Here is a 23,148-nt window from a genome sequence, read left to right on the forward strand (position 1 = left end):
GGACCGTGATCCGGCAGATGTCTTTTCCCGTTTCGGGCCCGCAGGAGGTAGCCGAGAATGCTTAGCCGTATAGCCGAATCCCTTTTCTGGATCGGCCGTTATGTGGAGCGGGCCGATGGCACCGCCCGCATCCTTGATGTGCACCTGGAGCGGCTGAACCACCTGCCCATGGACGAACGCAAGAGCGTGGCCAAGGAGCTCCTTGCCGTCATGGGCGCCCGGCCGCAAAGCGAGGACTTCGGCCTGCCGGAACTGCTGCACGCCCTGGCTTATGACAAGACCAGTGCCACGTCGATCGCCGGTTCCCTGGGCGCGGCCCGCGAGAACGCCCGGCGTGCCCGCGAGACGGTTTCCTCCGGCCTGTGGGAGAGCCTCAACACCACGTACTACGGGCTGAGCCAGCACCGCAAGGATGTGGTGGGAACCTACCGCTTCTGCAACTGGACGCTCGAACGGACCGCCATGGTGAGCGGGCTTGCGGACACCACGGTCAGCCACGACGAGAGCTGGCTCTTCCTGGTGCTGGGCCGCTCCCTGGAACGGGCGGACATGACTGCACGCATGCTCTCCACCCGGGACGTCCTGTCCGCAGGCATGTCCTGGGTCAACATGCTCCGCTGCGCCGGCGCCTACGAGTCCTTCCTGCGCACCCGACGGGCCGCCTTCGGCGACCAGCACGCCGCGGAGTTCCTGCTGCTGGACCGCCTCTTTCCGCGGTCCATCGTCTACGCCCTGCGCGATGCCGACGAATGCCTCGCCAAGCTGGACCCCTCCGCCCAGCGGGTGGGCTTCATCAATGATGCGCGCCGGATCGTGGGCCAGGCCAGGACCTTCCTTGAGTTCCACCGCACTGACGACCTCATGTCCGAGCTGCCCGAACACATGGAACGGGTCCAGAAGGCCGTATCCCAGGCCTCGGACGCCATTTCCCGTAAGTACTTCAATCAGGCGGACGAACTGGCCTGGGTGGGAGAAGTTTCATGACCCGGCTGAGCATCGTGCACAAGACGGCGTACAAATACAACAAGCGTGTCACCCTGTCCTACAACGAGGCCCGGATGACCCCGCTGACCGATTCCCAGCAGGTAGTCCTCGAGTCCGTCGTGAAGGTCTCGCCATCGCAGGCGGCGGTGAGCACCTACCGTGACTACTGGGGCACAAGGGTCACGGCGTTCGACATGCAGATGCCGCACGAGCACCTCGAGGTGGTGTCCAACATCACGGTGGAGGTGCACCGGGCGGAGAAGATTCCGTCCGAATCCGACATTGTGGGCTGGGACGTCCTCGCCTCGCCGGAGACCCTGAACACGTTCAGCGACTGGTTGCCCCAGTCCCGGCTCAGCGGCCCCGGGGACGAAGTCCTGGGCATCATTCCCAAGGTGGTGGCCGGCAAGAACCCGCACGAGGCCGCGTTGGCCGTGTTCTCTTGGATGCGCGGCGAGATGACCTACATGTCCGGTTCAACTGCCGTCACCACCAATGCGGAAGAGGCGTGGGGCCAGCGCCAGGGCGTGTGCCAGGACCTGGCCCACCTGGCCATCGGAGCGCTGCGCAGCTGCGGCATTCCTGCCCGTTATGTCTCCGGTTACCTGCACCCGCGCTCCAGCGCCGGGATCGGCGAGACCGTGGCGGGGCAGTCCCATGCCTGGCTCGAGTGGTGGGACGGTGACTGGCGGAGCTGGGACCCCACCAACCACAAGCCCGCGGGCGACTTCCACGTCACCGTGGCCAGGGGCCGGGACTATCGCGACGTGCCGCCGCTGAAGGGCATCCTGTCCGGTGGCGGCGGGTCCGCCCTGAGCGTCAGCGTAGAGATCACCCAGCTCGCCTGAACCCCTGGTTCCGGCCCGCCTATTCCGGCGCGGTCTTCACCGAGCCACTGAGCTGGGTCCACCAGGTCAGCGGCTCGGTTACCTTGAAGCGGCGCCCGGTCACGGAGTCCGGGGTGATCCGCACGAAGGCGTCCTTCCGGCCGGCCTGCCAGGGAAACAAGTACAGCTGCGAGGTGTCCAGGACTTCGTCCGTCCCGGTGACCACCCTGCCCGTGCCCTTGACCACCACGCTCCAGGCCAGGCCGGTGGCGGAATCGACGCCGTCAGCTTCAAGTGCCACAGCCGCATCGCCGGATGCACCGGAGAGCTTGGTGCCTTCGCCGGTGCGGAACACCAGGGTGCCGCCGTCCAAGGCGTAGTTGATGGGGAAGATGTCCGGGCGCCCGTCCACCAGGACGGCGAGCCGTCCCACGGACACGGTCCGGAGCACCGCCCAGCATTCGTGGTGTTCGAGGTTCTGGACAGGGGATGAGGGTTCGTCAGTGGAGGCGCGCTCGGGGTTCATGGCGCCGAGCTTACGCCTACCAGGGGCTCGGCTTGTAGTCCTTGAGGAACACTCCGTACTGGTCCTCGCCGTTCTCACCCATCACGATGGGATCGTAGACGCGGGCGGCGCCGTCCACCAGGTCGAGGGGCGCGTGGAAGCCCTCCTCCATAAGCCGGACCTTGGTGAAGTGCGGGCGTTCGTCGGTGATCCAGCCCGTGTCCACCGCGGTCATCAGGATGCCGTCGGTCTCCCGCATCTCCTGGGCGCTGGTCCGCGTCATCATGTTCAGCGCCGCTTTGGCCATGTTGGTGTGCGGGTGGCCCGGCCCCTTGTAGGCACGGGAGAACTGGCCCTCCATGGCCGAGACGTTCACGATGTACTTCCGGCGTGCCGTGGAACGCTTCATGGCTTCCCGGAGGCGGCTTACCAGCAGGAACGGGGCCGTGACGTTGCAGAGCTGGACTTCAAGCATTTCCAGCGGATCCACCTCGTCCACCACCTGGGTCCAGCTGTTGATGGTGGCCAGGTCCGGGACCAGGCCACCGGCGTCGATTGCCGTCCCGGACGCGATCCGCTCAAGTGATGCGGAGCCGGTGGACAGGGCCAGCGACGTGATGGCGTCACCGGCGAGCACCGGATGTTCGGTGACGCTGCCCGCAAGTGCCAGGGGGTGCTTGTCGTGCGCGTGGCCGAACGTCAGGAGCTCCGGACCGCCATTGGCATGCTCAAGGGCGGCGGGAAGCGGTTCGTCCTCGGCATCAACCAGGGGCTTGTAGGCGTTGCCGGAGCGGCGGACCGTCTGAGCTGCGTTGTTGATGATGATGTCCAGCGGGCCGGCCTCGTTGAGCGAATCTGTCAGCGCCATGACCTGGGCGGGATCGCGCAGGTCGATGCCCACAATGCGGAGCCGGTGCAGCCATTCCCCGCTGTCCTCCATGGCCGCGAACCGACGGGCAGCGTCCTTCGGGAACCGGGTGGTGATGGTGGTGTGGGCGCCGTCCCGGAGCAGCCGGAGTGCAATGTACATGCCGATCTTGGCGCGGCCGCCCGTGAGCAGGGCGCGGCGGCCGGTGAGGTCGGTGCGTGCGTCGCGTTTGCTGTGGCTGAAGGCGGCGCACTCCGGGCAGAGCTGGTGGTAGAAGGCGTCCACCTGGGTGTAGTGCTGCTTGCAGATGTAGCAGGGGCGGGACCGGATGAGGTGGCCGGCCACCTTGCCGGTGGCGGAGGGGGCCAGCTTGTTGCCGCGCGTTTCGTCATCGATGCGGTCCGGGGCGGCCGTGGCGGTCTGGGCCAGGACGGAGCGGTCGGCTTCGGCGATGAGGTCGCGCTTGGTGACCCTCCGGTGCCGTTTGACGGCCTTGAACATTTTTCCGGTGGCGCGCCGGACCGAGACGTAGTCCGGGTGCTCCTCGTCGTAGGCGTGGATCGTATTCAGGACCTTGAGGCAGGCCTGGATTTCCTCAGGCGTCAGATCGGGGGAGCTCATTAGGCCAATTTTACAGCCTGGAGCTCCCGCTTTAAGCGACGGCCGGCCGCACCGAAAATGGTGCAGCCGGCCGTCGCGAAGAGTCCTGGAGGGTTTAGGAGATCCGCGCCCCGGGACGCGCCCCGGGAACGGCATCCGCGGCGGCCGCGGCATGCGTCTGTGCCACCTTGTCAACGGATTCGCGGACGTCAGGGTACTGGGCCGCGGCAGCCTTGACGGCGTTGGGAACCAAGTGGAGGTTCTTCGCGGCCAGCTGCCGCTCTTCCTCGCCCGGTTCCGGGACTTCCTGGCCCTTGGCGAGCACGGTGATGCCGGACTCGGTGACTTTGAAGCCGCGGGCCCGGTCCAGCCCCGGATCCAAGCCAATGGCTGCGCCCGCGGGGACCTTGACGTTCTTGTCGATGATGGCGCGGTTGACCACGGCCCCTTCGCCGATCTGAACCTTGTCCATCAGGACGGAGTCGATGACGCGGCTGCTGGTTGCAACGAACACATCGTTCGAGAGGACGGAGCCTTCCACCACACCGCCGGAGATGACCACGCCGCTGGAGACGATGGAATCCAGGGCGGTGCCCACGGTGTTGTTCTGTCCGCGGACGAACTTGGCCGGCGGGGAAATGCTCTGCCGGGTGTAGATGGGCCATTCGGAGTTGTACAGGTTGAAGACCGGCAGCGGGGAGATGAGGTCCATGTGCGCGTCGTAGAAGGAGTCGATGGTGCCCACATCGCGCCAGTACGTGCGGTCGCGCTCGGTTGAGCCGGGGATCTCGTTGAGCGTGAAGTCGTAGACGCCGGCCTCGCCCTGGTTGACGAAGTAGGGGATGATGTCCCCGCCCATGTCGTGCTTGGTGTCCAGCCGTTCAGCGTCCACATGCAGTGCTGCAACCAGCGCGTCGGCGTCGAACACGTAGTTGCCCATGGAGGCCAGGAACTGGGTGGGGTCCGCTGCCAGGCCCGGGGTGCTGGCCGGCTTTTCCACGAACGCCGCGATTTTCTGCGGATCGTTCTGGTCCACCTCGATGACGCCGAACTGGTTGGCCATGTTCAGGGGCTGGCGCACGGCGGCTACCGTTGCCTTGGCGCCGCTGTGCACGTGCTGGGCCACCATCTGGGCGAAGTCCATGCGGTAGACATGGTCGGCGCCGACCACCACCACAATGTCCGGGTTGGCGTCATGGATCAGGTTCAGGGACTGGTAGATGGCGTTGGCGCTGCCGAGGAACCAGCTCTTGCCCACGCGCTGCTGCGCGGGAACCGAGGCAACGTAGTTGCCGAGCTGGGTAGACATACGCCAGGTTTCGGAGATGTGCCGGTCCAGGCTGTGGGACTTGTACTGGGTCAGGACCACGATCTGCAGGTAGCGGGAATTCACCAGGTTGGACAGGGCGAAGTCGATAAGGCGGTAGCTTCCCGCGAAGGGCACCGCCGGTTTCGCGCGGTCTGCCGTCAGTGGCATCAGTCTGTTTCCCTCGCCGCCTGCGAGGACAATGGCCAGGACTCTTTTGTTCAACGGCATAATGGTCGCTCCTGTACGCCTTCGTAACTCCCCAAGACAGTCCGGCATGCCCGGACTCCTTCACACTAGAACAGTTATGCGTGAAGGACTACCTTGGGTCTTGTGCGAATAGACATTGTGACTAAAGAGTTTCCGCCGGAGATCTATGGTGGCGCCGGGGTCCACGTGGCCGAATTGAGCAGGGTGCTTAGTAAGCACGTTGACCTGCAGGTTCGTGCATTTGGGGCTCCCCGCGACGCCGACTATCATGGCGCGGCGGTGACGTCCTACTCCGTGCCGGAGGATCTTGGCTCAGCCAACGCTGCCGTGCAGACGCTTGGGGTGGACCTGCGGATCGTACCGGACGTCGAAGGCGCGGACCTGGTCCATTCGCACACTTGGTACGCCAATATGGCCGGGCACCTCGCCTCGCTCCTGCACGGCATCCCGCACGTGCTGAGCGCCCACAGCCTGGAACCGCTGCGCCCGTGGAAGGCAGAGCAGCTCGGCGGCGGATACGCCCTCTCATCCTGGGTTGAGAAAACTGCCTATGAGGCCGCCGCGGCCATCATCGCGGTCTCCGAGGGCATGCGGCAGGACATCCTGCGCAGCTACCCCAACGTTGACCCGGCCAAGGTCCGCGTGGTCCACAACGGCATTGACGTCGAACTATGGAACCGTGACGAGAATGACGACGCCATCCGCGCCCTGGGCATTGATCCAGCCAAGCCGAGCGTCGTCTTTGTGGGCAGGAACACGCGCCAGAAGGGCGTTCCCTACCTCCTTCGCGCCGCTGCCAAGCTGCCCGACGACGTCCAGCTGGTCCTGTGCCTCGGCGCGGCGGACACGCCGGAACTTGCCGCGGAGACCGCCCGCCTGATCGAGGAACTGCAAAGCCAGCGGACCGGCGTCGTGCTCATTGAACGCATGCTGCCCCGCAATGAGCTGATCCAGGTGCTGAGCCACGCCACCGCCTTCGCCTGCCCCTCCATCTACGAGCCGCTCGGCATCGTCAACCTTGAGGCCATGGCCTGCGGGGCTGCGGTCGTTGCCAGTGCCACGGGCGGTATTCCCGAGGTGGTGGACCACGGAAAGACGGGCCTGCTCGTGGACCTGGAGCAGGTGACGGACGGCACCGGCACCCCGCTGGACCCGGAAAAGTTCGTCAGCGAATTCGCCGCGGCACTCACCGAGGTGGTGTCGGACCCCGAGCGTGCCCGTGCCATGGGGCAGGCGGGCCGGCGGCGCGCCGAGGAGCACTTCTCCTGGGAATCCATCACGGAAACAACGCTCGAGGTGTACCGCTCGGTGCTGCCGGCACAGGGCTGACCGCCGCTTAGCCAAGAACGACGACGGCGCCGTTCCCCTGCGTGGGGAGCGGCGCCGTCGTTCGTTCAGCAGTCAGCAGACGAAGTCCTGCACCTGCCGGCCAGGCCCGTCACTTGATCCGGCCGGCCGCTGTCCTGGCGATCAGCACCTTTTCGTCAACCGGGGACTGTCCACTTGCCCGCTGGCTCCGGAAGTGGGCCCTTGCCTCGTCCTGGCGTGTCTTCTCGGCGCCGGTGGCGATGGCGGCGCGGACGTGGTCCTCGCCGTACCCGAAGGCATCCACCAGGTCCAGGGCGTGCGGGCGGATCTTCACCAGCAGCCTGTTGATGTACTCGCCCACGGTGCGGCCCCGCTGCATGGAAAGGCGGCCGTTCATCAGGTACCAGGAAAGGTTCTTCTCAATCAGGGAAAGGCCGAAGAGGTCACGCAGCCAGGTCAGGACAGTCCTGGTTCCGGGGTCGGCCACGTCGCGGAGCGCGTCCGTGAAGGCCTCCCACTGCAGCAGTTCGGCGTGCGCCTGCGCGGCGTCGATGAGTTCATTCTGGTGCCGGTTGAACAGGGCGGCTCCCTTTTCGTGGGAAAGCCGGTTGCTGCCCTTCAATGCGGCGCCGGCCTCGGCCACCATGGTCTGCACCCTGTCGGTCAGCAGGGCGCGCTGGCTTTCCTCGTCACGCAGGGCAATGGCGGCTTTCTGGACCGAGCCGTTGTCAGCAACAAACTGCGCCACCTGGCGCAGGCCGGTCCGGTGGATGGCAGCTCCGGTTGCCTGGCCCACCACATAGCGGGCCAGCACACCGAAGTCGACGCTCCGGAATTCCCTGGCGTAGTCGGCCAGGAGGCGTTTGGCCACGAGCTGCAGCAGGACGGTGTTGTCGCCTTCGAAGGTGGCGTAGACGTCCAGGTCTGCGCGGAGCGAGGCGAAGCGGTTCTCGATCAGGAAGCCGGCCCCGCCGCAGGCCTCCCGGCACTCCTGCAGGGTATCCAGGGCGTGCCAGGTGCTCAGTGGCTTCAGGGCCGCGGCCAGGGTTTCCAGATCCTGGCGGTCCTCATCGGTGTCGTGTGCTCCGGAGAAGACGTCGTCGAACTTCTGCAGCAGCTGCTCGTGGGCGAAGCCGGCCGCGTAGGTGGTGGCGAGGCGGGTGAAGAGCCGGCGCTGGTGGCGCTGGTAGTCGAGCAGGACTTCCTCGTCGGTGTGTGAGGAGGCATTGAATTGCCGTCGCTCGGTGGCGTACTGGATGGCCGCCTTCAGGGCAACCTTGGATGCGGCGACGGCGGCGCCATCCAGTGAGACACGTCCCTGGACCAGGGTCCCCAGCATGGTGAAAAAACGGCGGCCGGGGCTGGCGATGGGTGAGGAGTAGGTACCGTCCGCGGCCACGTCCCCGTAGCGGTTCAGGAGGTTGGTCCGGGGGATCCGGACGTGGGTGAAGTGGAGCCTGCCGTTGTCGATGCCGTTGAGGCCGCCCTTGATGCCGTCATCTTCACCGCCGACGCCGGGGAGGAATTCCCTGGTTTCGGGGTCGCGGAGGTCCACGTAGAAGGCGTGGACCCCGTGGTTGACGCCCCGCGTGATGAGCTGCGCGAACACCACGGCGCCCAGGCCGTCGATGGCGGCGTTTCCGATGTAGTCCTTCCAGGCGGCGCGGAAGGGGGTGTGGACCACGAATTCCGCGGTGGCGGGATCGTAGGTGGCCGTGGTGGCGATGCTGGCAACGTCGGAGCCGTGCCCGGTTTCGGTCATGGCAAAGCAGCCGGGAATTTCCAGGCTCATGATGCCCGGAAGCCACTTGGCATGGTGTTCCCCCGTTCCGAGGTGCATTACCGCCGAGCCGAAGAGGCCCCACTGGACGCCGGCCTTGATCTGCAGCGACGGATCGGCGACCACGAGCTCTTCGAAGCCGGCGATGTTGCCGCCGTGGTCGTCACTGCCGCCGAGGGCGGAGGGGAAAGCGCGGTGTACGGCGCCGTTGTCCACCAGGTACTGCAGCTGCCCGGATACCCTTGCCCGGTGGTCCGTGTGGGTCAGTCCCTCGGTCTTGTGAAGTTCAGGACGTGCGGCCAGGTCGCGTGCCTGGAGCCGGACGGCGGCCCATTTGCCCAGCAGCTGTTCGCCGAGGGCATGGACGTCGACGGCAGGCTGGGCGGAGCCGGGAACCAGGCTCGGTGCGGGCACGGGGGCATGCCCCTTTGCGGCGGAGCGGTCCACTACTTCAGTCATGTCAATGTCCTTCGTTGGTGCTGACAGGGGCTTGTGGTGCGGGAGTGTTCAGGTTCGGGGGGCAGGCGACAGTTCGGGGGCGATCCCGACGCACAGCCATGCGGTGATCTGCAGTGCCATGGCTTCCTGGCCGGGTTTGGCGGGCGAGTCCGGAGTGCTGAGCCATTGTTCGCCCGCGTTCCTGACCAGTCCGATGGCGGCCTTGGGCCAATAGCCGATGACGGCTTCCTTGCCGTCGCCCAGGTGCGAACGCATGGGGGTGGCAATCATGTCCGCAATCGCATCAAAGAAGTGGCCCAACGCGCCGGAGTTGGGGGAATCTCCGGATTCCCCGGAGGTGGAGCGGGTGACGAAGGTGTACACGTTGGGGCTGGTGTCAGCCATCTGCAGGTACGCCGACACCATGGCCAGCAGCCCTTCGCGTGGGGTCAGGGCGTTCTGTGCCGCTTCCTGGATGCGCCGCTGCATCTGGCTGAGGACCACTTCACCCACAGCCTGCTGGAGGCCGGCCTTGTCGCCGAAGTAGCGGTAGAAGACTGACTTGGACGTTCCCGCTGCTGCGGCGATTTCCTCCATGGACGCGTCGCTGCCCAGCACGTGCACGGCACGCCGCGCCTGCTTGATCAGTTCCCGGCGCCGCTCCTCCCGGTGGCTCTGCCAGCGGGAGGAGCGGCCGTCAGGCTCCGAACCGATGGAGGGCGCAGCAATTCCCGTTTCCGAAATGTTCACGATACCCAGCGTATCAGGTACGCTGGGTATCGGTAACCGCATGTGACCAGAGGAGACAGCCATGTCCATTGACGGACAGTCCATTACCGGCCCCGGAGAATCAGGCGTAACCAGCGCTTCCGGCCCTGCCCTTCGGAGGGCCGTGGTCGTCGGAGGCAACAGGATTCCCTTCGCCCGCGCCGGCGGTTCCTACGCCAAGTCCTCGAACCAGGACATGCTGACAGCTGCCCTGGACGGCCTTATTGCGCGCTTCGGCCTGCAGGACGAGCGGGTGGGGGAGGTAGCCGCGGGTGCAGTCCTCAAGCATTCAAGGGATTTCAACCTCACCCGTGAGGCGGTGCTTGGCTCGGCCCTGTCCGCCGAGACTCCTGCCTACGATCTCCAGCAGGCATGCGCCACGGGACTTGAGACCGTGGTGGGGCTGGCGAACAAGATCAAGCTGGGCCAGATCGACTCCGCAATTGCCGGCGGAGTGGATTCCGCTTCAGACGCCCCGGTGGTGGTGAGCGAAGGACTCAGGGAAGTCATTCTCGACCTGAACCGCGCCAAGACCATTCCCCAGCGGCTGCAGATCCTCAGCCGCCTGCGGCCCAAAGACCTGGCTCCACTGGCGCCCGGCACCGCCGAGCCCCGGACCGGTCTTTCCATGGGGGAGCACCAGGCGCTGACAACTGCGCAGTGGAAAGTTTCCCGTGAGGCCCAGGACGAAGTGGCACTCACCAGCCACCGCAATCTCGCCGCCGCCTACGAGTCCGGGTTCTTCGACGATCTCGTCACCCCCTACCGCGGCCTGGCACGCGACGGAAATCTTCGGGCCGATACGTCCATCGAAAAGCTGGCCGCCCTGAAGCCTGTCTTCGGCAGGAACCTCGGTTCGGACGCGACCATGACTGCCGGCAATTCCACCCCTTTGACGGACGGCGCCTCAACCGTTCTGCTGGCGTCCGACGAGTGGGCCGACGCCCGGGACCTTCCCAAACTGGCAGCGGTAGTGGACGCCGAGGCTGCAGCGGTGGACTTCGTACACGGCAAGGACGGGCTGCTGATGGCACCCGTCTTCGCAGTGCCCAGGCTGCTGGCACGGCACAACCTCACCTTGGCGGACATCGACTTCTTCGAGATCCACGAAGCATTCGCAGCGACCGTACTCAGCACACTGGCGGCGTGGGAGGACGAGGAGTTCGGCCGTACGCGTCTTGGCCTGGATGGTGCCTTCGGCAAAGTTGACCGCGCACGCCTTAATGTCCACGGATCGTCACTGGCGGCCGGCCACCCCTTCGCCGCCACCGGTGGCAGGATTGTGGCCACCCTGGCCAAGCTCCTCCATGCCAAGGGCACCACCGACGGCCGGCCGGCACGGGGACTGGTCTCGGTCTGCGCGGCCGGCGGCCAGGGCGTCGTCGCGATTCTCGAATCTCTGTAAGGGGTCACCCATGACGGACAAATATGCACAGCTGGTGAACCAGGGCCTGGGCAGGAACGTGGCCAGGAAACTGGGGTTGCCCCAGCCTGCGGTGCTGCGCAGGTACAAGCCCGGCCAGCCGCTGATCACCGGACCCATTGTGGTCCAGGGAGACTCGGCGGCCGCCGACAAACTCGCTGCAGAGCTGCTGGCGTGGGACCTGGATGTCCGGCGGCACGCGGTTCCCCGGGAAAAGCTTGGTGCCATCATCCTGGTCCTGGACGACGTTGCGCGGCCGGAGGACCTCGAAAAGCCGGTCCTTGCCGCAGGGGCCTCGCTGCGCGACCTTGCGCCCGGCGCCCGGGTCCTGACAGTCTCACGGCCGGCTTCCGAGGCGGATTCTCCCGCCGCCGCTGCCGCCCGGCAGGGTGTGGACGGGTTCCTGCGCTCGTTGGCCAAGGAACTCCGGGCCGGCGCCACCGGGAACGGCATCCTCATCTCCGGGGACGTGGAGCCGACCAGCCCGTCAGCCCTGGCGGCTGTCCGTTTCTTCCTGTCCGGCCGCTCGGCCTTCGTGGACGGCCAGTTCCTGACTGTGTCCAGCACGGACGGTCAACTTCCGGACGATTTCGACAAGCCGCTGGCGGGCAAGGTTGCCGTCGTGACCGGCGCCGCCCGGGGGATTGGCGCGGAGATCGCCCGCACCCTGCACCGTGACGGCGCCACCCTGGTCCTGGTGGACCTGCCTGCGGCGGGGGACCATCTGGCGGCAGTGGCCAATGAGGTAAAAGGCACCGCACTCCAGTTGGACATCAGCCGGGACGATGCCGGCCAAAGGATCATCGAGCACGCCGTTCAGCGGCACCGGCGGCTTGACATCATGATCCATAACGCGGGAATTACCCGGGACAAGCTGCTCGCCAACATGGACCACGCACGGTGGAGTTCCGTGATCAACATCAATATCGCCGCACAGCTGCGAATCAACGAGGCACTGCTGGCGTCCGAACACTTTGGGCCCGCACCCCGTATTGTTTCTGTTGCTTCCACCAGCGGCATCGCCGGCAACAGGGGGCAGACCAACTACGCGGCGTCAAAGGGGGGAGTGATGGGAATGGTCCGGGCAACAGCCCCGTTGCTGGCCGCATTCGGCGGCACCATCAACGCCGTGGCGCCGGGCTTCATCGAAACTGAGATGACCGAACGGATTCCGTTCGCCCTGCGGGAGATTGCCCGCCGCGCGAACTCCCTCCAGCAGGGCGGCAAGCCGTTAGACGTCGCAGAAACCATTTCCTTCCTGGCCAGCGGTGCCGCCGGCGGAATCAATGGCGAGGTGCTGCGGGTATGCGGGCAGAACATGGTGGGGGCATGACGCCCCTGCAGCCGGTCATCCTCGGGGATATGCCGTCGCTCTCCAAGCTGTACGTCAATGCCGCGGCACAGGCGGCCAGGCGCAGGCTGCTGGGAACGCATGATTCGTCGGTTCTGCCGCTCGAAAGCCACGAGGTCAGGGGTGTCACGGTGGACGTTGCCAACCTGACCGCGTACCAGCACCTGCTGGGCGAGACGGCCAGTGACGTGCTGCCTGCCGGTTTCATCCACGCCCTGGCATTCCCGCTTGCCATCAGTGTGATGAACAGGGACGACTTCCCGCTGCCCTTGCTCGGCATGCTGCACCTGCGTAACAGCGTTGAGCAACGCACCCCATTGCTCTTCACCGACGCGCTGGACATCACTGCGAGGGTGGCGAATCTCCGTGGGCACCGCGCGGGCACCCAGGTGGACGTGGTGGCCGAGGTGCGGGTGGCCGGCACGCAGGACATTTGTTGGCGGGGAATTTCCACCTACCTTGCCAAGGGCGTCTTCCTGCCCGGGGTGGATAAGCCCTCCCCGGCACCGGTCCGAAGAGACTTCAAGGCACCGGACCCCACGGGCGTGTGGCAGCTGGGCGTCGACGCGGGACGGGCTTACGCAGCTGTGTCCGGCGACTTCAATCCGATCCACCTCAGCGTGCTCTCAGCCAAGGCCTTGGGCATGCGCCGGTCCATCGCCCACGGCATGTATCTGGCGTCGCGGGCGCTGGCGGACGTTGGCTCGGTCCGTGGGGATTCCTTCACATGGGACGTTGACTTCGACGCCCCGGTGTTTCTTCCCTGCCGTGTGGCCCTGGAAATCAGCAGCGACCAGGGTGAGTCCGGGACATGGAAGCGTTCGGACTTTGTGGCCTGGAACCCCAGATCAGGCCGCCGTCATTTCAGTGGTTCCGTCGCCGCGCTTTAGGTGGCGGGCCGAAGGGCGCGCAGGATGCGGTGGAGGCTGAGCAGGATCGATTCGGACGCCGGAACAGTTCCCTGCTCGGCTTCCCTGCCGGCGGTGGCGGCCATGCAGGCTTCCACCGCTGCCCGCGCCGTTTCGAAGCGCTCCCGCTGTGCAGGCCCATCCGTGTCGCGGTAGGAATGCAGGAGTTCCCCGGTGGCCGTCATGGCGTCCGCCAGAGGCCCGCTGTCCTGCACGGGCACCTGGTAGGGAACGTCGCTTTCCCAGATCACGTCCGACAGGACGTCCGTCATGTCCTGGATGTGGAACGTCACCCGTTCGAGCTCGCGCAGGTTGCGGTAGTCGAGATCGACGTCGCGGGGGTGGAGCTTTCGGCGCGGGTTTGCCCGTCGGCTCGCGTCGGCCTCCTTGACCAGGTGCCGTACCGACCGGGCAGCTGAGGCCAGTTCATCTGAACGGCGCGACCATTCTTCGTGCTCAGGGGGCCACTCCTCCTTGAGGGCCGCCCCCATGTCCGTCAGCTGGGTCCCGAGCGCACGCCGAAGTTCATCCAGGCTTTCGGCAGCTGCGTTCAGGTGCAGCGGGGGAAAGACCAGGAAGTTCACGGCAATTCCCACCGCTACGCCCACGCCCATCTGCACCAGGTACCCGAACGAAAAGTCGTCCGGGTTGCTGCCGCCTACCAGCAGAACCAGCAGGGCCGCCGTCGGGATCCAATCACTTCCCGAGCCAATGCGCGGGAGCCCGCCCAGCAGGACGCCTACGCCCATAAAGACGGCAACCGTGAGCGGGGATGGATCGGTGAAGTTGACGAGCACAAAGGCGAGCCCGATACCCAGGGCCAGCCCGGTAAGTGCCTGAAGCCCCTGCCGCACGGAGCCAGCCACGTTGTGGTACATCACCACCAGTGCGCCCAGGGGCGCGTAGTAGGGATAGTTGGCGGCAGCCCCCGGCATCAGCGGGGCGATCATGAATGCCAGCCCGGCCGCCAGGGCCGCTTTCGCCGCCAGCTGCAGGCGCTGGGCGGCGAAAGCCGCCGACAGCCCGGCCACCGCCTGTTTCAGAATTTGGGTTCCCCTGGCCCACCTCATATTGGGGCGTGCTTGAGACTTGACCATCCGCCCAACCCTAGGGCGCCGCTTCCTGCATAACAACACGGCTGGTCAGGGCGTCAAGAAACCCTGGGGAACGGGGGACCTAGGGAAGTTTTGCTGCCGAGCGGCGGAGCTCAGCAGCCAGCCGGTGGGCCTTCCCGGGCGTTCGCCCGTCCTCCTGCCGCCGCGGAATGTAGCCAAAGGCCAGCGCGTAGGCGGGATCAGCGAAGCCCAAGGCGGCGTTGGCTCCCTCGTGGCCGAACGCGCGGTGGCTGCCGAAGTTCCGCGAGGGGTGCGGCTTCATGAAGACGACGGCGAAGGCATTGTCCAGCCCTGAGGACCGGTCCAGGCCCCAGACCTGTTCGCGGGACATGACGTCGACGGTTTCGGGGGAGAGGAACGGATGCCGGTTTCCGATGCCGGTGGTTGCGGCGGCATACAGCCTGGCCAACCCTTCGGCCGATCCCACACCTCCGGCCGCCGACATTCCCGCAGCACGGACGGACCGGATGTTGGGAAGCTCCATGATGCCACTGATGGGCGCATTGCTGTTCAGGCCTTCGAGGCTGAGCGGATCCAGCCATGGCAGCTCCGCGGTATCTTGGTCCACGGCGGGCTGGTAGAGGACGTCCCGGTAGCGCGGTTCCACGTCCGCGGGCAGGCCCAGGAAAAATTCAACCCCCTCCGGTGTGCGGATCCTCCGCTCGTAGACGCTCTGGAGCGATTCCCCTGCTGTGCGGCGGCAGAGCTCTTCCATGATGATGCCGATGGTGAGGGCGTGATAGCCAAACTGCCGGCCCGGCTGCCATGAGGGGCGGGCCGCCGCGAGCCGGGCGGCTGCGGCAGGGGTTGTGAATTCGTCAAGACCGAAGCCGCCCTCAAGTCCCATAAGGCCGGCCTGGTGGGAGAGTGCCTCGCGCACCAGGAGCCGGTCCTTGCCATGGACGGCAAACTCGGGCCAATAGTGGGCCACCGTGGCGTCGAGGTCCAGCAGGCCGTCCTGGACCAGCAGTGCGATCACCATCGCCGCGACACCTTTGGAACATGAATAGGCGCCGGTCACGGTCTCCGGCGTCATATCCGGACCGCCCGTGAGGTTAACCACGGGCGCTCCACGATGGTAGGCGGCAAGCTGTGCGCTGTAATTCGGATCGTCTAGAAGGAGGGACTCGAACAGTTCAAGCACGTTGTCGAATCCGGGCGCTACGAAGCCTTGAAAAGTCTGCACCCGGACAGTTTAGCTAGAAAGCGCTTTCCGCTACGTCTGCGGACCGTGTCCCGCTGCTACTTCTTCTCCTTGCCTGACCGGGCCCGGAGGCGTCCCGTCCCCAAACGGCCGGCCGCCCAGGGATTCCCTGCCGTGATCCTCCAGCCATCCGCGCAGTTCTGGTCCGGCTGGAACGATGCCCGTGGGGTTAATGTCCTCGTGGACGATGTAATAGTGCTGCTTGATCTGGACGAAATCCGTGGTGTCACCAAAGCCGGGTGTCTGGAAGAGGTCCCTCGCGTAAGCCCATAACGCGGGCATCTCGCTCAGTTTCTGCCGGTTGCATTTGAAGTGCCCGTGGTAGACCGCATCGAACCTGGCCAGCGTGGTGAAAAGCCGCACATCGGCTTCCGTAATGGTGTCACCCACCAGGTAGCGCTGGCGGGTGAGTCGTTCTTCCAGCCAGTCAAGGGCTGCCCAGAGGCGTTCGTACGCGGAGTCGTAAGCCTCCTGTGAACCTGCGAAACCGCAGCGGTACACCCCGTTATTTACCTCGGTGAAAACCCGCTTGTTCACCTGGTCGATCTCTTCCCGCAGGTGCACGGGGTACAGCTGCGGCGCGCCGGGCCGGTGGAATTCGGTCCACTCGGTGGAGAAGTCGAGGGTGATCTGAGGGAAGTTGTTGGTTACTACGGCGCCCGTTGGGGCGTCCACTATCGCCGGGACGGTAATCCCCCGGGGATAGCCGGGGAAGCGTTTAAAGTAGGCCTCCTGCAGGCGTTCGATGCCCAGGACCGGGTCCACGCCGCCGGGATCAAGGTCGAAGGTCCACGAACGTGAATCATGGGTGGGGCCTGGCTGGCCGAGGGAAATGGCGTCCTCCAGGCCCAGCAGCCGTCGGACGATCACGGCCCTGTTGGCCCACGGGCATGCCCGCGCTGCGATGAGGCGGTAACGCCCCGCCTCAACCGGCCAGCCCGGTTCGCCATTGTCGCCCGGCCTGCCGTCCCGGGTGATGCGGTCCTCTATGTAGTTTGTGTCCCGGGTGAATTCTGCGCCGCCGGTCACATACGCGCCGCGGGTGCTGTGTTCGGCCGTCTTACCATCGGCGGCCTGCTGGATGCTGTCCGTTTCCTGGCTCATGGCATATGCCTATGCGCCCCGGAGCAGGACTGTGGAGATCGGCTGCCACGCCACGAACCAGGAGCCGCCGACCAGGGCAGCAAAAAGGGTGATCCAGATGGCGGAAGGCACGGCAGTAGCCCGGTAGAGCAGGTATGCATCAGACGTGGAAAGCCGCTCCCTTCTGCGGACGTGGACGTTTGCCAGTTTGATCAGGTCCCGTACGGCGCCCACCAGCAGTGCCAGGCCCAGGATGACCGCCACATGCCCCACAAAGGCATCCGGCACCACGAGGATCATCGTCAGCCCGCCAACAATCGCGACGGCAGTGATGAGGAAGCCTGCCAGGTTGCGGATGAAAAGAAGCGAGGCAGCCAAGGCGACGGCGCTGCCCGCGATGGACGCTGGCCCCCACCCGCTGAAGCCGCACATCACAAACGCCGCACCGACGATCGCCGGAACGGGATACCCCCAGAAACATGACCAGGCGGCGGCAAGCCGGCTCCGGCTGTAGGAGGTGGTGGTTCCCGAGTGGTCCAGCCGCAGCCGTATTCCGGACAACCGCTGCCCGCTCGTGACGGCGGCAACGGCATGGCCCAGCTCATGGACAGCCGTGGCCAACAGGCCAAAGTACTTCCAGGAGCGGCTGGGAATGGACAAGGCGGTTGCCAGCACGACCGCCAGCAAAAGCTCACTGAAGGAAATGGCAGGAAGGTCCGTGCGGCGGAATGATTCAGCCAACGCCTGCCAAAGATCGCCGGGTATGTTCATCCGGGCCTCCGGAAAGACGCGTTGCCACTCTTAGCCATAAACGTCCACGTTACTGGAGCAGGCTGTGTGCAGGCTTAAAGCCGAAAGGCACGCCGGCGTGCAGCGTGCCTTTCGATCCGGCAGTGCTGCGGACGTGTCCGCAGCACATTGGCGGCTGTGTTTACTAGCCCTCGCACTCGGTGCAGTAGCTGTGGCCATCTTTCTGGCGGGCAATCTGGGACCGGTGACGGACCAGGAAGCAGGAGTAGCAGGTAAACTCGTCCTCGGCCTGCGGAATGACCTGCACCACGAGCTCCTCGGCGACAAATTCGCCTCCGGGAACGCCCGCGCCGTCGAGCCCGTCAGCCTCATCCAGCTCAAGGACAACGCTGCGCGCGTCGGGAGCATTTGCTGACTGGAGCTGCTCGAGTGAGTTGTCCTGCGATTCCTTGACGTCGGAGCGCAGTTCATCGTAATCGGTTGCCACTTTGGGTGCTTCTCTTTTCTTTGGTTCGCCTGTCGCGTATGAAACGTACAGCATCAAGCGGGTATTCCCCAATAGACGGAGTATATTTGCCGCCGTCTGGGTAAAGGTTCAAAGGAGGCGGCCTTCAGGGGAATAACCCTATTGTGGCCGCACGAGCAGCGGAGGGCGCGGCACAGCGACGCGGTCTCCGCCCGAATCGAAGGGGCGTTTGTGGAGCAGCTCACTGCGGAGTTCGGCGGTGCCGGGCAGGTTGGCACAGGTGTGGGGCCGGTGCTGGAAAAGTTCGATGACGTGTCCAGGATCGTTGTGCTGCGCGGCGGCGGGCTCGGTGACCTGATTTTCGCCATCCCGGCGATGGCCGCCCTCAAGGCTGCCTATCCCGGAGCGGACATAACACTCCTGGGTACTCCTATACATAGGGCACTGCTCGCGGCCGTTAGGAGCCCGGTGGACGAAGTGTGCGTCCTGCCGTTTTCCGAGGGTGTCCGACCCGGAAGCGAAGACCCTGCGGAACTGGACACGTTCTTCGAGGACATGCGCGCACGCAGGTTTGACCTCGCCGTCCAGGTTCATGGCGGCGGCCGGTATTCAAACCCGTTCCTGCTGCGGTTGGGCGCGCGCCACACCGTGGGCACCAGGACAGCGGACGCCGCCAGCCTGGAACGGACCGTTCCCTACCTCTACTACCAGCACGAGCCCCTGCGGGCGGTGGAGGTGGCGGGATTTGCGGGGGCTTTCCCCGTTGACCTTGAAGCGCGGCTTGAGCCTGTTGAGGGACTGGCGCCCAGTCCTGCAGGGAAGGACAACGACGCCAGCCAGCCCCTCGTGGTGATCCATCCGGGCGCAACTGATCCCCGCCGTCGTTGGCCGGCTGAGCGGTTCGCTGAACTTGCCGCCGCCTGCGCGGCGGACGGCTACCGGGTGATGGTTGTCGGAGACACGAGCGAGCAGGAGTTGGCGGAACGGATTGCCGGACTTGCGGCATCAGGGGCCGTCCAATCCGTGGCCGGGAAATTGGAGATGTCCGGGCTCGTGGCGCTTTTGGCTGATGCGGCCGTGGTGGTGGGCAATGACAGCGGCCCCCGCCATCTTGCGCAGGCACTCGGGGTGCCCACGGTCGGAATTTTCTGGGCAGGAAATGTTATCAACGCCGGGGCACTGGGCCGGAGCCTGCACCGCATCCATGCGTCCTGGGTGACTGCCTGCCCAACCTGTGGAATAGACGTCACCCAGGTTGGCTGGACGGCGCCCCGCTGCCCCCACGATGACTCCGTTGTGGCAGGGATCGAGGTGCGTGATGTTTACGAGGACGTCCGAAGCCTCGTGGCCACCGGAGCAGCAAAGCAGGATGCATGAGCGGCGGGGAAGCGTTGGAGCGTGCCGGCACCAACAGCGTGATCGACGGGAAGCCCGAGCTCCTGGTTCTGCGCGCCCTGAAGCTGGGTGATCTGCTGGTTGCGGTGCCCGCGCTGAAGGCACTGCGCCGGGCATTCCCGGAGCACCGGCTCCGGTATGCGGCCCAGGGTTGGCTATCGGAGGCCCTGGGACTGGTGGGCGGCTATGAACTGCTGCCCACCCACGGCCTCGACGAGCCGCTCGCCATGGAACCAGGCGTGGTGGACGTTGCCGTCAACCTCCACGGCAGCGGTCCCGAGAGCCAGGGGCGGATTGAAGCCCTCCAGGCGCGGCACACCATAGGGCATCGGAGCCAGTTCCGGGACGGACCGCCCTGGCGTGGTGAACTCCATGAACGGGAACGGTGGGTCCGGCTCCTGGAGTGGCACGGCATTGAAGCGGACCCGCTGGATGTGCAGCTGAACCTGCCGCACGTTCCCAGCCCTGTTCCGGGCGCCACGGTCCTCCATGTGGGGGCGGCGTACGGCAGCCGGCTTTGGCCGGCGGAGCGGTTTGCTGCCGTTGCCGCCGCGCTGGCTGACGCCGGCCACAACATTGTCTTCACGGGGGGCAATTCGGAAAAGGAGCGTGCGGTGGAAGTCTGCAGCCGTGCCGGGCTGCCGCCGGAAGCGGTACTGGCCGGTCACCTTTCACTGGGGGAGTTCGCGGCCACCATCGCCGCCGCCCGCCTGGTGATCTCGGCTGATACCGGCGCGGCGCACCTGGCTTCGGCGTACGGTACGCCGTCGGTGGTGCTGTTCGGACCCGCGCCGCCCGAGATTTGGGGACCACCGCCGGGACCCCATGTTGTCCTGACGAAGGCCGAACTGCGGCTGGGGGATACGTTCTCCGGACAACCGGATCCTGCGTTGCTGGCGGTGCAAGTGCCGGACGTCCTGGCAGCAGCCCGGGAGCTGGGATTGTTCTAGCAGCACGGTGCATCGCGGCGCCCAAAGCCTAAAATAGAGGCATGGGCACTGATATGGAGATTGCCTTGGTGTTGTTGGCTGCGGTGCTGTGGGTAGCGGTAACGCTGAGCATTCTGTCTGCCATTGATCGCTCCGAGAGGAAGGCCCGTCGGCAGCAGAAGCGGGAGGACCGCACCGGGATGCGAAGGGTCGAGTACCGGCCTGTCGCGGCCGGCTCACACCCCGAGGGACATGGCAGGCGTCCCCGACGGAGGCTGCGGCCGCACTGATGCCGATTCCGCCGCTAATGCGGCAGGCCGCCTGTCACCACGATGGGTGGACGGGTGCCGTGATCCGCTGCTGCGAATGCAGCGATGGCCCGCGCAATCTTCAGCCCTCCCCGGGACGACGGCTCTATCGCGTTGGCGTAGTCACCATCCTCGGTGCAGACGAGCCGGAGATCGATCAGGCCCGCTCCCCGCGAAAAGGCCGCCCTGGTGATGGAATCGTTGAAGAGGCACAGGGCCGCCTTGATGATGGCCTGGTCCGGCCCTGACGGGGGAGTGTCGTAGATCGTACAGACGGCAACCGGCAGCCCCGTATTCATCAGCGCGTCAGTTACGGCGTCGTATTCTGAGCCGAACCTCTTTTGGGCGTTGGCCAGGATGGCGAGGGCCACTGCCACCGATGGTGCCGGCTCCTGCAGCAATGGCGCGTACCCGAGTGCGTCGTTTCCGCCAACGCTGACTACCAGATGCGTTGCATCCCGGGGCACGGCAGCCAGCTGCCGCTCCACGCCCGCCATGACGTCGCCGTCGACCGCCACCAGGCTGCACCGCCACCCTGGGAGTTCCTGGCGTAGCTGCGTGACGACGTCGGGATCGCCGCCGACGTAGGCGGCGTTGTCAAAGATGGAATCGCCGAGCAGCACGACGTGGCCGGGACCGGGCTCGACTGCCAAAGGTGCCTCCATGTACCCATACTGCCCGGACACTCGATCCGGTGCCACTGGTGGCGCGTGGGGAAGAATTTCAGATGAAGTTTATCCATCGAAAGGACGTTCTAAGGCTGCTGGCTCTAGGATGGGCTGGTCTCATCACTTTGACATTCCGGGGGGAATCCTTGAGCTATCCGCAATACCCCAGTCCGCAGCAACAGTCCTACCAGCCTGCAGCCGGCGAGCCGCCGTTATGGGCGCCGCACTACGGCGCCAGCCTGCCCGTAGCGGTGCGCCGCTTCTTCAAGAAGTACGCCACGTTCTCGGGCCGCGCCAGCCGGAGCGAATACTGGTGGTGGGCGCTTGTCGCTTTCCTTGTCGGCGTGGTCCTCAACATCATCACCTCGGTGGCCGGAGCCCCCGGCGCTACGGTGGCCGCAAACGGCACGGCGCTGCCCGGGCCCGGTGCAATCGTGGGCAGCATCCTGATGATCGTGTGGGGCCTGGCGGTCATTGTTCCGTCCATCGCGCTGCTGGTCCGCCGGCTGCACGACGCCAACCTGAGCGGCTGGCTCGTTCTGGTGATCCTGGTGCCGATCCTTGGCGCCCTGGCTCTTCTGGTGATGGCCATCCTGCCGTCGAACCCGGCGGGACAACGGTTCGATCAGCCCACCGGCTACTGACGCCGGTCTTGCAAGAGGGAGCTCGCCTGAGGCGGGCTCCCTCTCGTTTGCCGGCGTTGCGGGAAGCTTGATTCCGCCCATGCCGGACACTAGGTTTATCGATTACCGGTAATAACGGTAGTCGATAATTCTGGGGGAAAAATGAAACTGGTCAGGCCTGCGGCGACAGATGCCAGGTGGAAGATGATTGTGTCCGGGACTGACGCGCTGCTGGTCATGATTTCTGTGGCCGTTGCCGCGGTCATCACCACAACATGGACGGTAGTGAGCATTCTGGGATCCTTTACCGGAGCGGCCACTGTCACTCTTCCCGTTACGACCGATAACCGGGTAGCGGATGGCTTGTCCCTGGGGGCAACCGGGCATGCTACTGCCCTCGAGGTAACCTTCCCCGTGCTTCCCTCCGGCCCGGCAGGGCTGCTGGCGTGGGCGGGGGCGTTAAACCAGGTGGTTGTCTTGGTAATTCTGGCCATCGTGTTCCTGCTGGCGTACCGGCTGCGCAGCCAGGTCCTGTTTACCCCGCGTTCGGGCTGGATCATTGGTTCCGGCGGTTTTGTCCTCGTCGTCGTCGGGGCCATTGCCCAGTTCCTCGATGGGTTGGGCAGGAGCTTGCTTGCGGACCTGGCCGGAGCCAATGGGCGGATTCCGGGGGAGTCTGCCCATTTCTCGATGGAGTTCAGCGCGGTCCCGTTTTTGCTGGGCACCGCCATGCTGCTTGTGGGCGGCGTGTTCCAGTTCGGCGGCCGGCTGCAGAAGGACACCGAGGGCCTGGTCTGATGCCGGCAGAGGAATTCTCGAACATCCACTGCCGGCTCGATGAACTGCTGGCGGACCGCGGAATGACCCTGACTGAGCTGAGTAAGCGGGTTGGCGTCAGCCTGGTGAATTTGTCCGTCCTGAAGAATGACCGGGCTAAAGCCATCCGGTTCTCAACCCTCACGGCCATCTGTAAGGTGCTCGACTGTAACGTAGGTGATCTGTTGACCACCGCGCATCCGCGCCCGTGATTGCCTGCTCAGCTGCCATCCATCAGGAGCTTGATGGGAGGGGTGGTGATCGGCCCCGGGCAAGGCGGAGTGCCGCCGACCCTTGTCCAGATCAACGCGTTGTCCTGCTGAGCGAACACCCCACCGTCAGTCGTGAGCGCACGGACCGTGACGTGCTGGGGCGCGCCAAATGGGAATGTGAAAACCCACCTGGCTGTCTCCGCCCCATACATTAAATTCGGAGGAGGGCTGTCCACTGCCGGTGCCGGGGACGCCCTTGGATCCAGCGACTCCGTTGTGATTGTCCTCCTGGGAACGGGTTGG

22 protein-coding genes are annotated in these 23,148 nt (G+C 65.6%); 11 read left to right on the forward strand and 11 right to left on the reverse strand.

All coding sequences use genetic code 11. The features are described from left to right. Positions 1 to 57: 57 nt before the first annotated feature. Together ACZ9BC_RS05100 and ACZ9BC_RS05105 are read left to right on the forward strand one after the other, a co-directional pair. Positions 58 to 984 carry an alpha-E domain-containing protein gene (locus ACZ9BC_RS05100; protein WP_079596101.1) on the forward strand — a complete coding sequence of 309 codons (927 nt, stop codon included), beginning with the start codon at positions 58 to 60 and terminating at the stop codon, positions 982 to 984. Beyond that, positions 981 to 1,832 carry a transglutaminase family protein gene (locus tag ACZ9BC_RS05105; protein ID WP_079596102.1) on the forward strand — a complete coding sequence of 284 codons (852 nt, stop codon included), beginning with the start codon at positions 981 to 983 and terminating at the stop codon, positions 1,830 to 1,832. The genes ACZ9BC_RS05100 and ACZ9BC_RS05105 overlap by 4 nt, the downstream gene beginning before the upstream one ends. Before the next feature lie 19 nt (positions 1,833 to 1,851). Here ACZ9BC_RS05105 and ACZ9BC_RS05110 read toward each other — a convergent pair whose 3' ends face one another. The 3 genes from ACZ9BC_RS05110 to glgC form a co-directional block, all read right to left on the reverse strand. After that, on the reverse strand, positions 1,852 to 2,337 hold the full coding sequence (locus ACZ9BC_RS05110; protein ID WP_476245029.1) for a pyridoxamine 5'-phosphate oxidase family protein: 486 nt from the start codon (positions 2,335 to 2,337) through the stop codon (positions 1,852 to 1,854). A gap of 16 nt (positions 2,338 to 2,353) precedes the next feature. Continuing rightward, positions 2,354 to 3,805 (reverse strand): SDR family NAD(P)-dependent oxidoreductase, encoded by a 1,452-nt coding sequence (locus ACZ9BC_RS05115; RefSeq protein ID WP_476245030.1) that lies wholly within the window; start codon positions 3,803 to 3,805, stop codon positions 2,354 to 2,356. A gap of 94 nt (positions 3,806 to 3,899) precedes the next feature. Next, the gene (gene glgC, locus ACZ9BC_RS05120) at positions 3,900 to 5,321 is read right to left on the reverse strand and encodes a glucose-1-phosphate adenylyltransferase (RefSeq protein WP_476245031.1); all 1,422 of its coding nucleotides are present in this window, start codon (positions 5,319 to 5,321) and stop codon (positions 3,900 to 3,902) included. Positions 5,322 to 5,423: 102 nt separating this feature from the next. On the opposite strand from glgC, the gene glgA reads away from it, so the two are divergent. Continuing rightward, a complete protein-coding gene (glgA, locus tag ACZ9BC_RS05125; RefSeq protein ID WP_079596106.1) occupies positions 5,424 to 6,629 on the forward strand; it encodes a glycogen synthase in 1,206 nt (401 codons plus the stop codon). A 109-nt stretch (positions 6,630 to 6,738) separates the two neighbouring features. Here glgA and ACZ9BC_RS05130 read toward each other — a convergent pair whose 3' ends face one another. Next, positions 6,739 to 8,847 carry an acyl-CoA dehydrogenase family protein gene (locus ACZ9BC_RS05130; protein WP_476245032.1) on the reverse strand — a complete coding sequence of 703 codons (2,109 nt, stop codon included), beginning with the start codon at positions 8,845 to 8,847 and terminating at the stop codon, positions 6,739 to 6,741. Positions 8,848 to 8,895: 48 nt separating this feature from the next. Continuing rightward, the gene (locus ACZ9BC_RS05135) at positions 8,896 to 9,576 is read right to left on the reverse strand and encodes a TetR/AcrR family transcriptional regulator (RefSeq protein WP_395927802.1); all 681 of its coding nucleotides are present in this window, start codon (positions 9,574 to 9,576) and stop codon (positions 8,896 to 8,898) included. A 61-nt stretch (positions 9,577 to 9,637) separates the two neighbouring features. Between ACZ9BC_RS05135 and ACZ9BC_RS05140 the strand changes: the two genes are divergently transcribed. The 3 genes from ACZ9BC_RS05140 to ACZ9BC_RS05150 are packed head-to-tail and all read left to right on the forward strand — an operon-like array spanning position 9,638 to position 13,258. Continuing rightward, positions 9,638 to 10,999, forward strand: coding sequence for an acetyl-CoA C-acetyltransferase (locus ACZ9BC_RS05140; RefSeq protein WP_476245033.1), 1,362 nt, complete (start codon positions 9,638 to 9,640; stop codon positions 10,997 to 10,999). A gap of 10 nt (positions 11,000 to 11,009) precedes the next feature. Next, positions 11,010 to 12,350, forward strand: coding sequence for a 3-oxoacyl-ACP reductase (locus ACZ9BC_RS05145; RefSeq protein ID WP_476245034.1), 1,341 nt, complete (start codon positions 11,010 to 11,012; stop codon positions 12,348 to 12,350). Next, entirely contained in the window at positions 12,347 to 13,258 is a 912-nt protein-coding gene (locus tag ACZ9BC_RS05150; protein ID WP_476245035.1) for a MaoC family dehydratase, read from the forward strand. Before ACZ9BC_RS05145 ends, ACZ9BC_RS05150 begins: the two co-directional genes overlap by 4 nt. Here ACZ9BC_RS05150 and ACZ9BC_RS05155 read toward each other — a convergent pair. The 5 genes from ACZ9BC_RS05155 to ACZ9BC_RS05175 form a co-directional block, all read right to left on the reverse strand. Further along, entirely contained in the window at positions 13,255 to 14,307 is a 1,053-nt protein-coding gene (locus ACZ9BC_RS05155; protein ID WP_476245396.1) for an FUSC family protein, read from the reverse strand. The two genes, ACZ9BC_RS05150 and ACZ9BC_RS05155, sit on opposite strands and share 4 nt — an antisense overlap. A 145-nt stretch (positions 14,308 to 14,452) precedes the next feature. Then, positions 14,453 to 15,577 carry a serine hydrolase domain-containing protein gene (locus ACZ9BC_RS05160; RefSeq protein ID WP_476245036.1) on the reverse strand — a complete coding sequence of 375 codons (1,125 nt, stop codon included), beginning with the start codon at positions 15,575 to 15,577 and terminating at the stop codon, positions 14,453 to 14,455. Positions 15,578 to 15,607: 30 nt separating this feature from the next. Beyond that, positions 15,608 to 16,699 carry a glutathione S-transferase family protein gene (locus ACZ9BC_RS05165; protein WP_476245037.1) on the reverse strand — a complete coding sequence of 364 codons (1,092 nt, stop codon included), beginning with the start codon at positions 16,697 to 16,699 and terminating at the stop codon, positions 15,608 to 15,610. 9 nt (positions 16,700 to 16,708) lie between these two features. Beyond that, complete coding sequence (locus ACZ9BC_RS05170) at positions 16,709 to 17,449, reverse strand: M50 family metallopeptidase (protein ID WP_476245038.1); 741 nt, start codon at positions 17,447 to 17,449, stop codon at positions 16,709 to 16,711. A gap of 163 nt (positions 17,450 to 17,612) precedes the next feature. Continuing rightward, complete coding sequence (locus tag ACZ9BC_RS05175) at positions 17,613 to 17,915, reverse strand: DUF4193 domain-containing protein (protein WP_066275770.1); 303 nt, start codon at positions 17,913 to 17,915, stop codon at positions 17,613 to 17,615. Positions 17,916 to 18,125: 210 nt separating this feature from the next. Between ACZ9BC_RS05175 and ACZ9BC_RS05180 the strand changes: the two genes are divergently transcribed. Then, entirely contained in the window at positions 18,126 to 19,271 is a 1,146-nt protein-coding gene (locus tag ACZ9BC_RS05180; RefSeq protein WP_079596402.1) for a glycosyltransferase family 9 protein, read from the forward strand. Continuing rightward, positions 19,268 to 20,239, forward strand: coding sequence for a glycosyltransferase family 9 protein (locus tag ACZ9BC_RS05185; RefSeq protein WP_476245039.1), 972 nt, complete (start codon positions 19,268 to 19,270; stop codon positions 20,237 to 20,239). Before ACZ9BC_RS05180 ends, ACZ9BC_RS05185 begins: the two co-directional genes overlap by 4 nt. Positions 20,240 to 20,522: 283 nt before the next feature. Here ACZ9BC_RS05185 and ACZ9BC_RS05190 read toward each other — a convergent pair whose 3' ends face one another. Next, complete coding sequence (locus tag ACZ9BC_RS05190) at positions 20,523 to 21,191, reverse strand: GDSL-type esterase/lipase family protein (protein ID WP_476245040.1); 669 nt, start codon at positions 21,189 to 21,191, stop codon at positions 20,523 to 20,525. Positions 21,192 to 21,340: 149 nt separating this feature from the next. On the opposite strand from ACZ9BC_RS05190, the gene ACZ9BC_RS05195 reads away from it, so the two are divergent. From ACZ9BC_RS05195 to ACZ9BC_RS05205, 3 genes are all read left to right on the forward strand, one after another. Further along, entirely contained in the window at positions 21,341 to 21,838 is a 498-nt protein-coding gene (locus ACZ9BC_RS05195; protein WP_181884706.1) for a DUF805 domain-containing protein, read from the forward strand. Between the two features lie 141 nt (positions 21,839 to 21,979). Further along, positions 21,980 to 22,615 carry a hypothetical protein gene (locus ACZ9BC_RS05200; protein ID WP_476245041.1) on the forward strand — a complete coding sequence of 212 codons (636 nt, stop codon included), beginning with the start codon at positions 21,980 to 21,982 and terminating at the stop codon, positions 22,613 to 22,615. Then, on the forward strand, positions 22,615 to 22,845 hold the full coding sequence (locus tag ACZ9BC_RS05205; protein WP_476245042.1) for a helix-turn-helix domain-containing protein: 231 nt from the start codon (positions 22,615 to 22,617) through the stop codon (positions 22,843 to 22,845). The genes ACZ9BC_RS05200 and ACZ9BC_RS05205 overlap by 1 nt, the downstream gene beginning before the upstream one ends. Positions 22,846 to 23,148: the final 303 nt, after the last annotated feature.

The sequence above is a fragment of the Pseudarthrobacter sp. TE3704 genome (genome assembly GCF_056279405.1).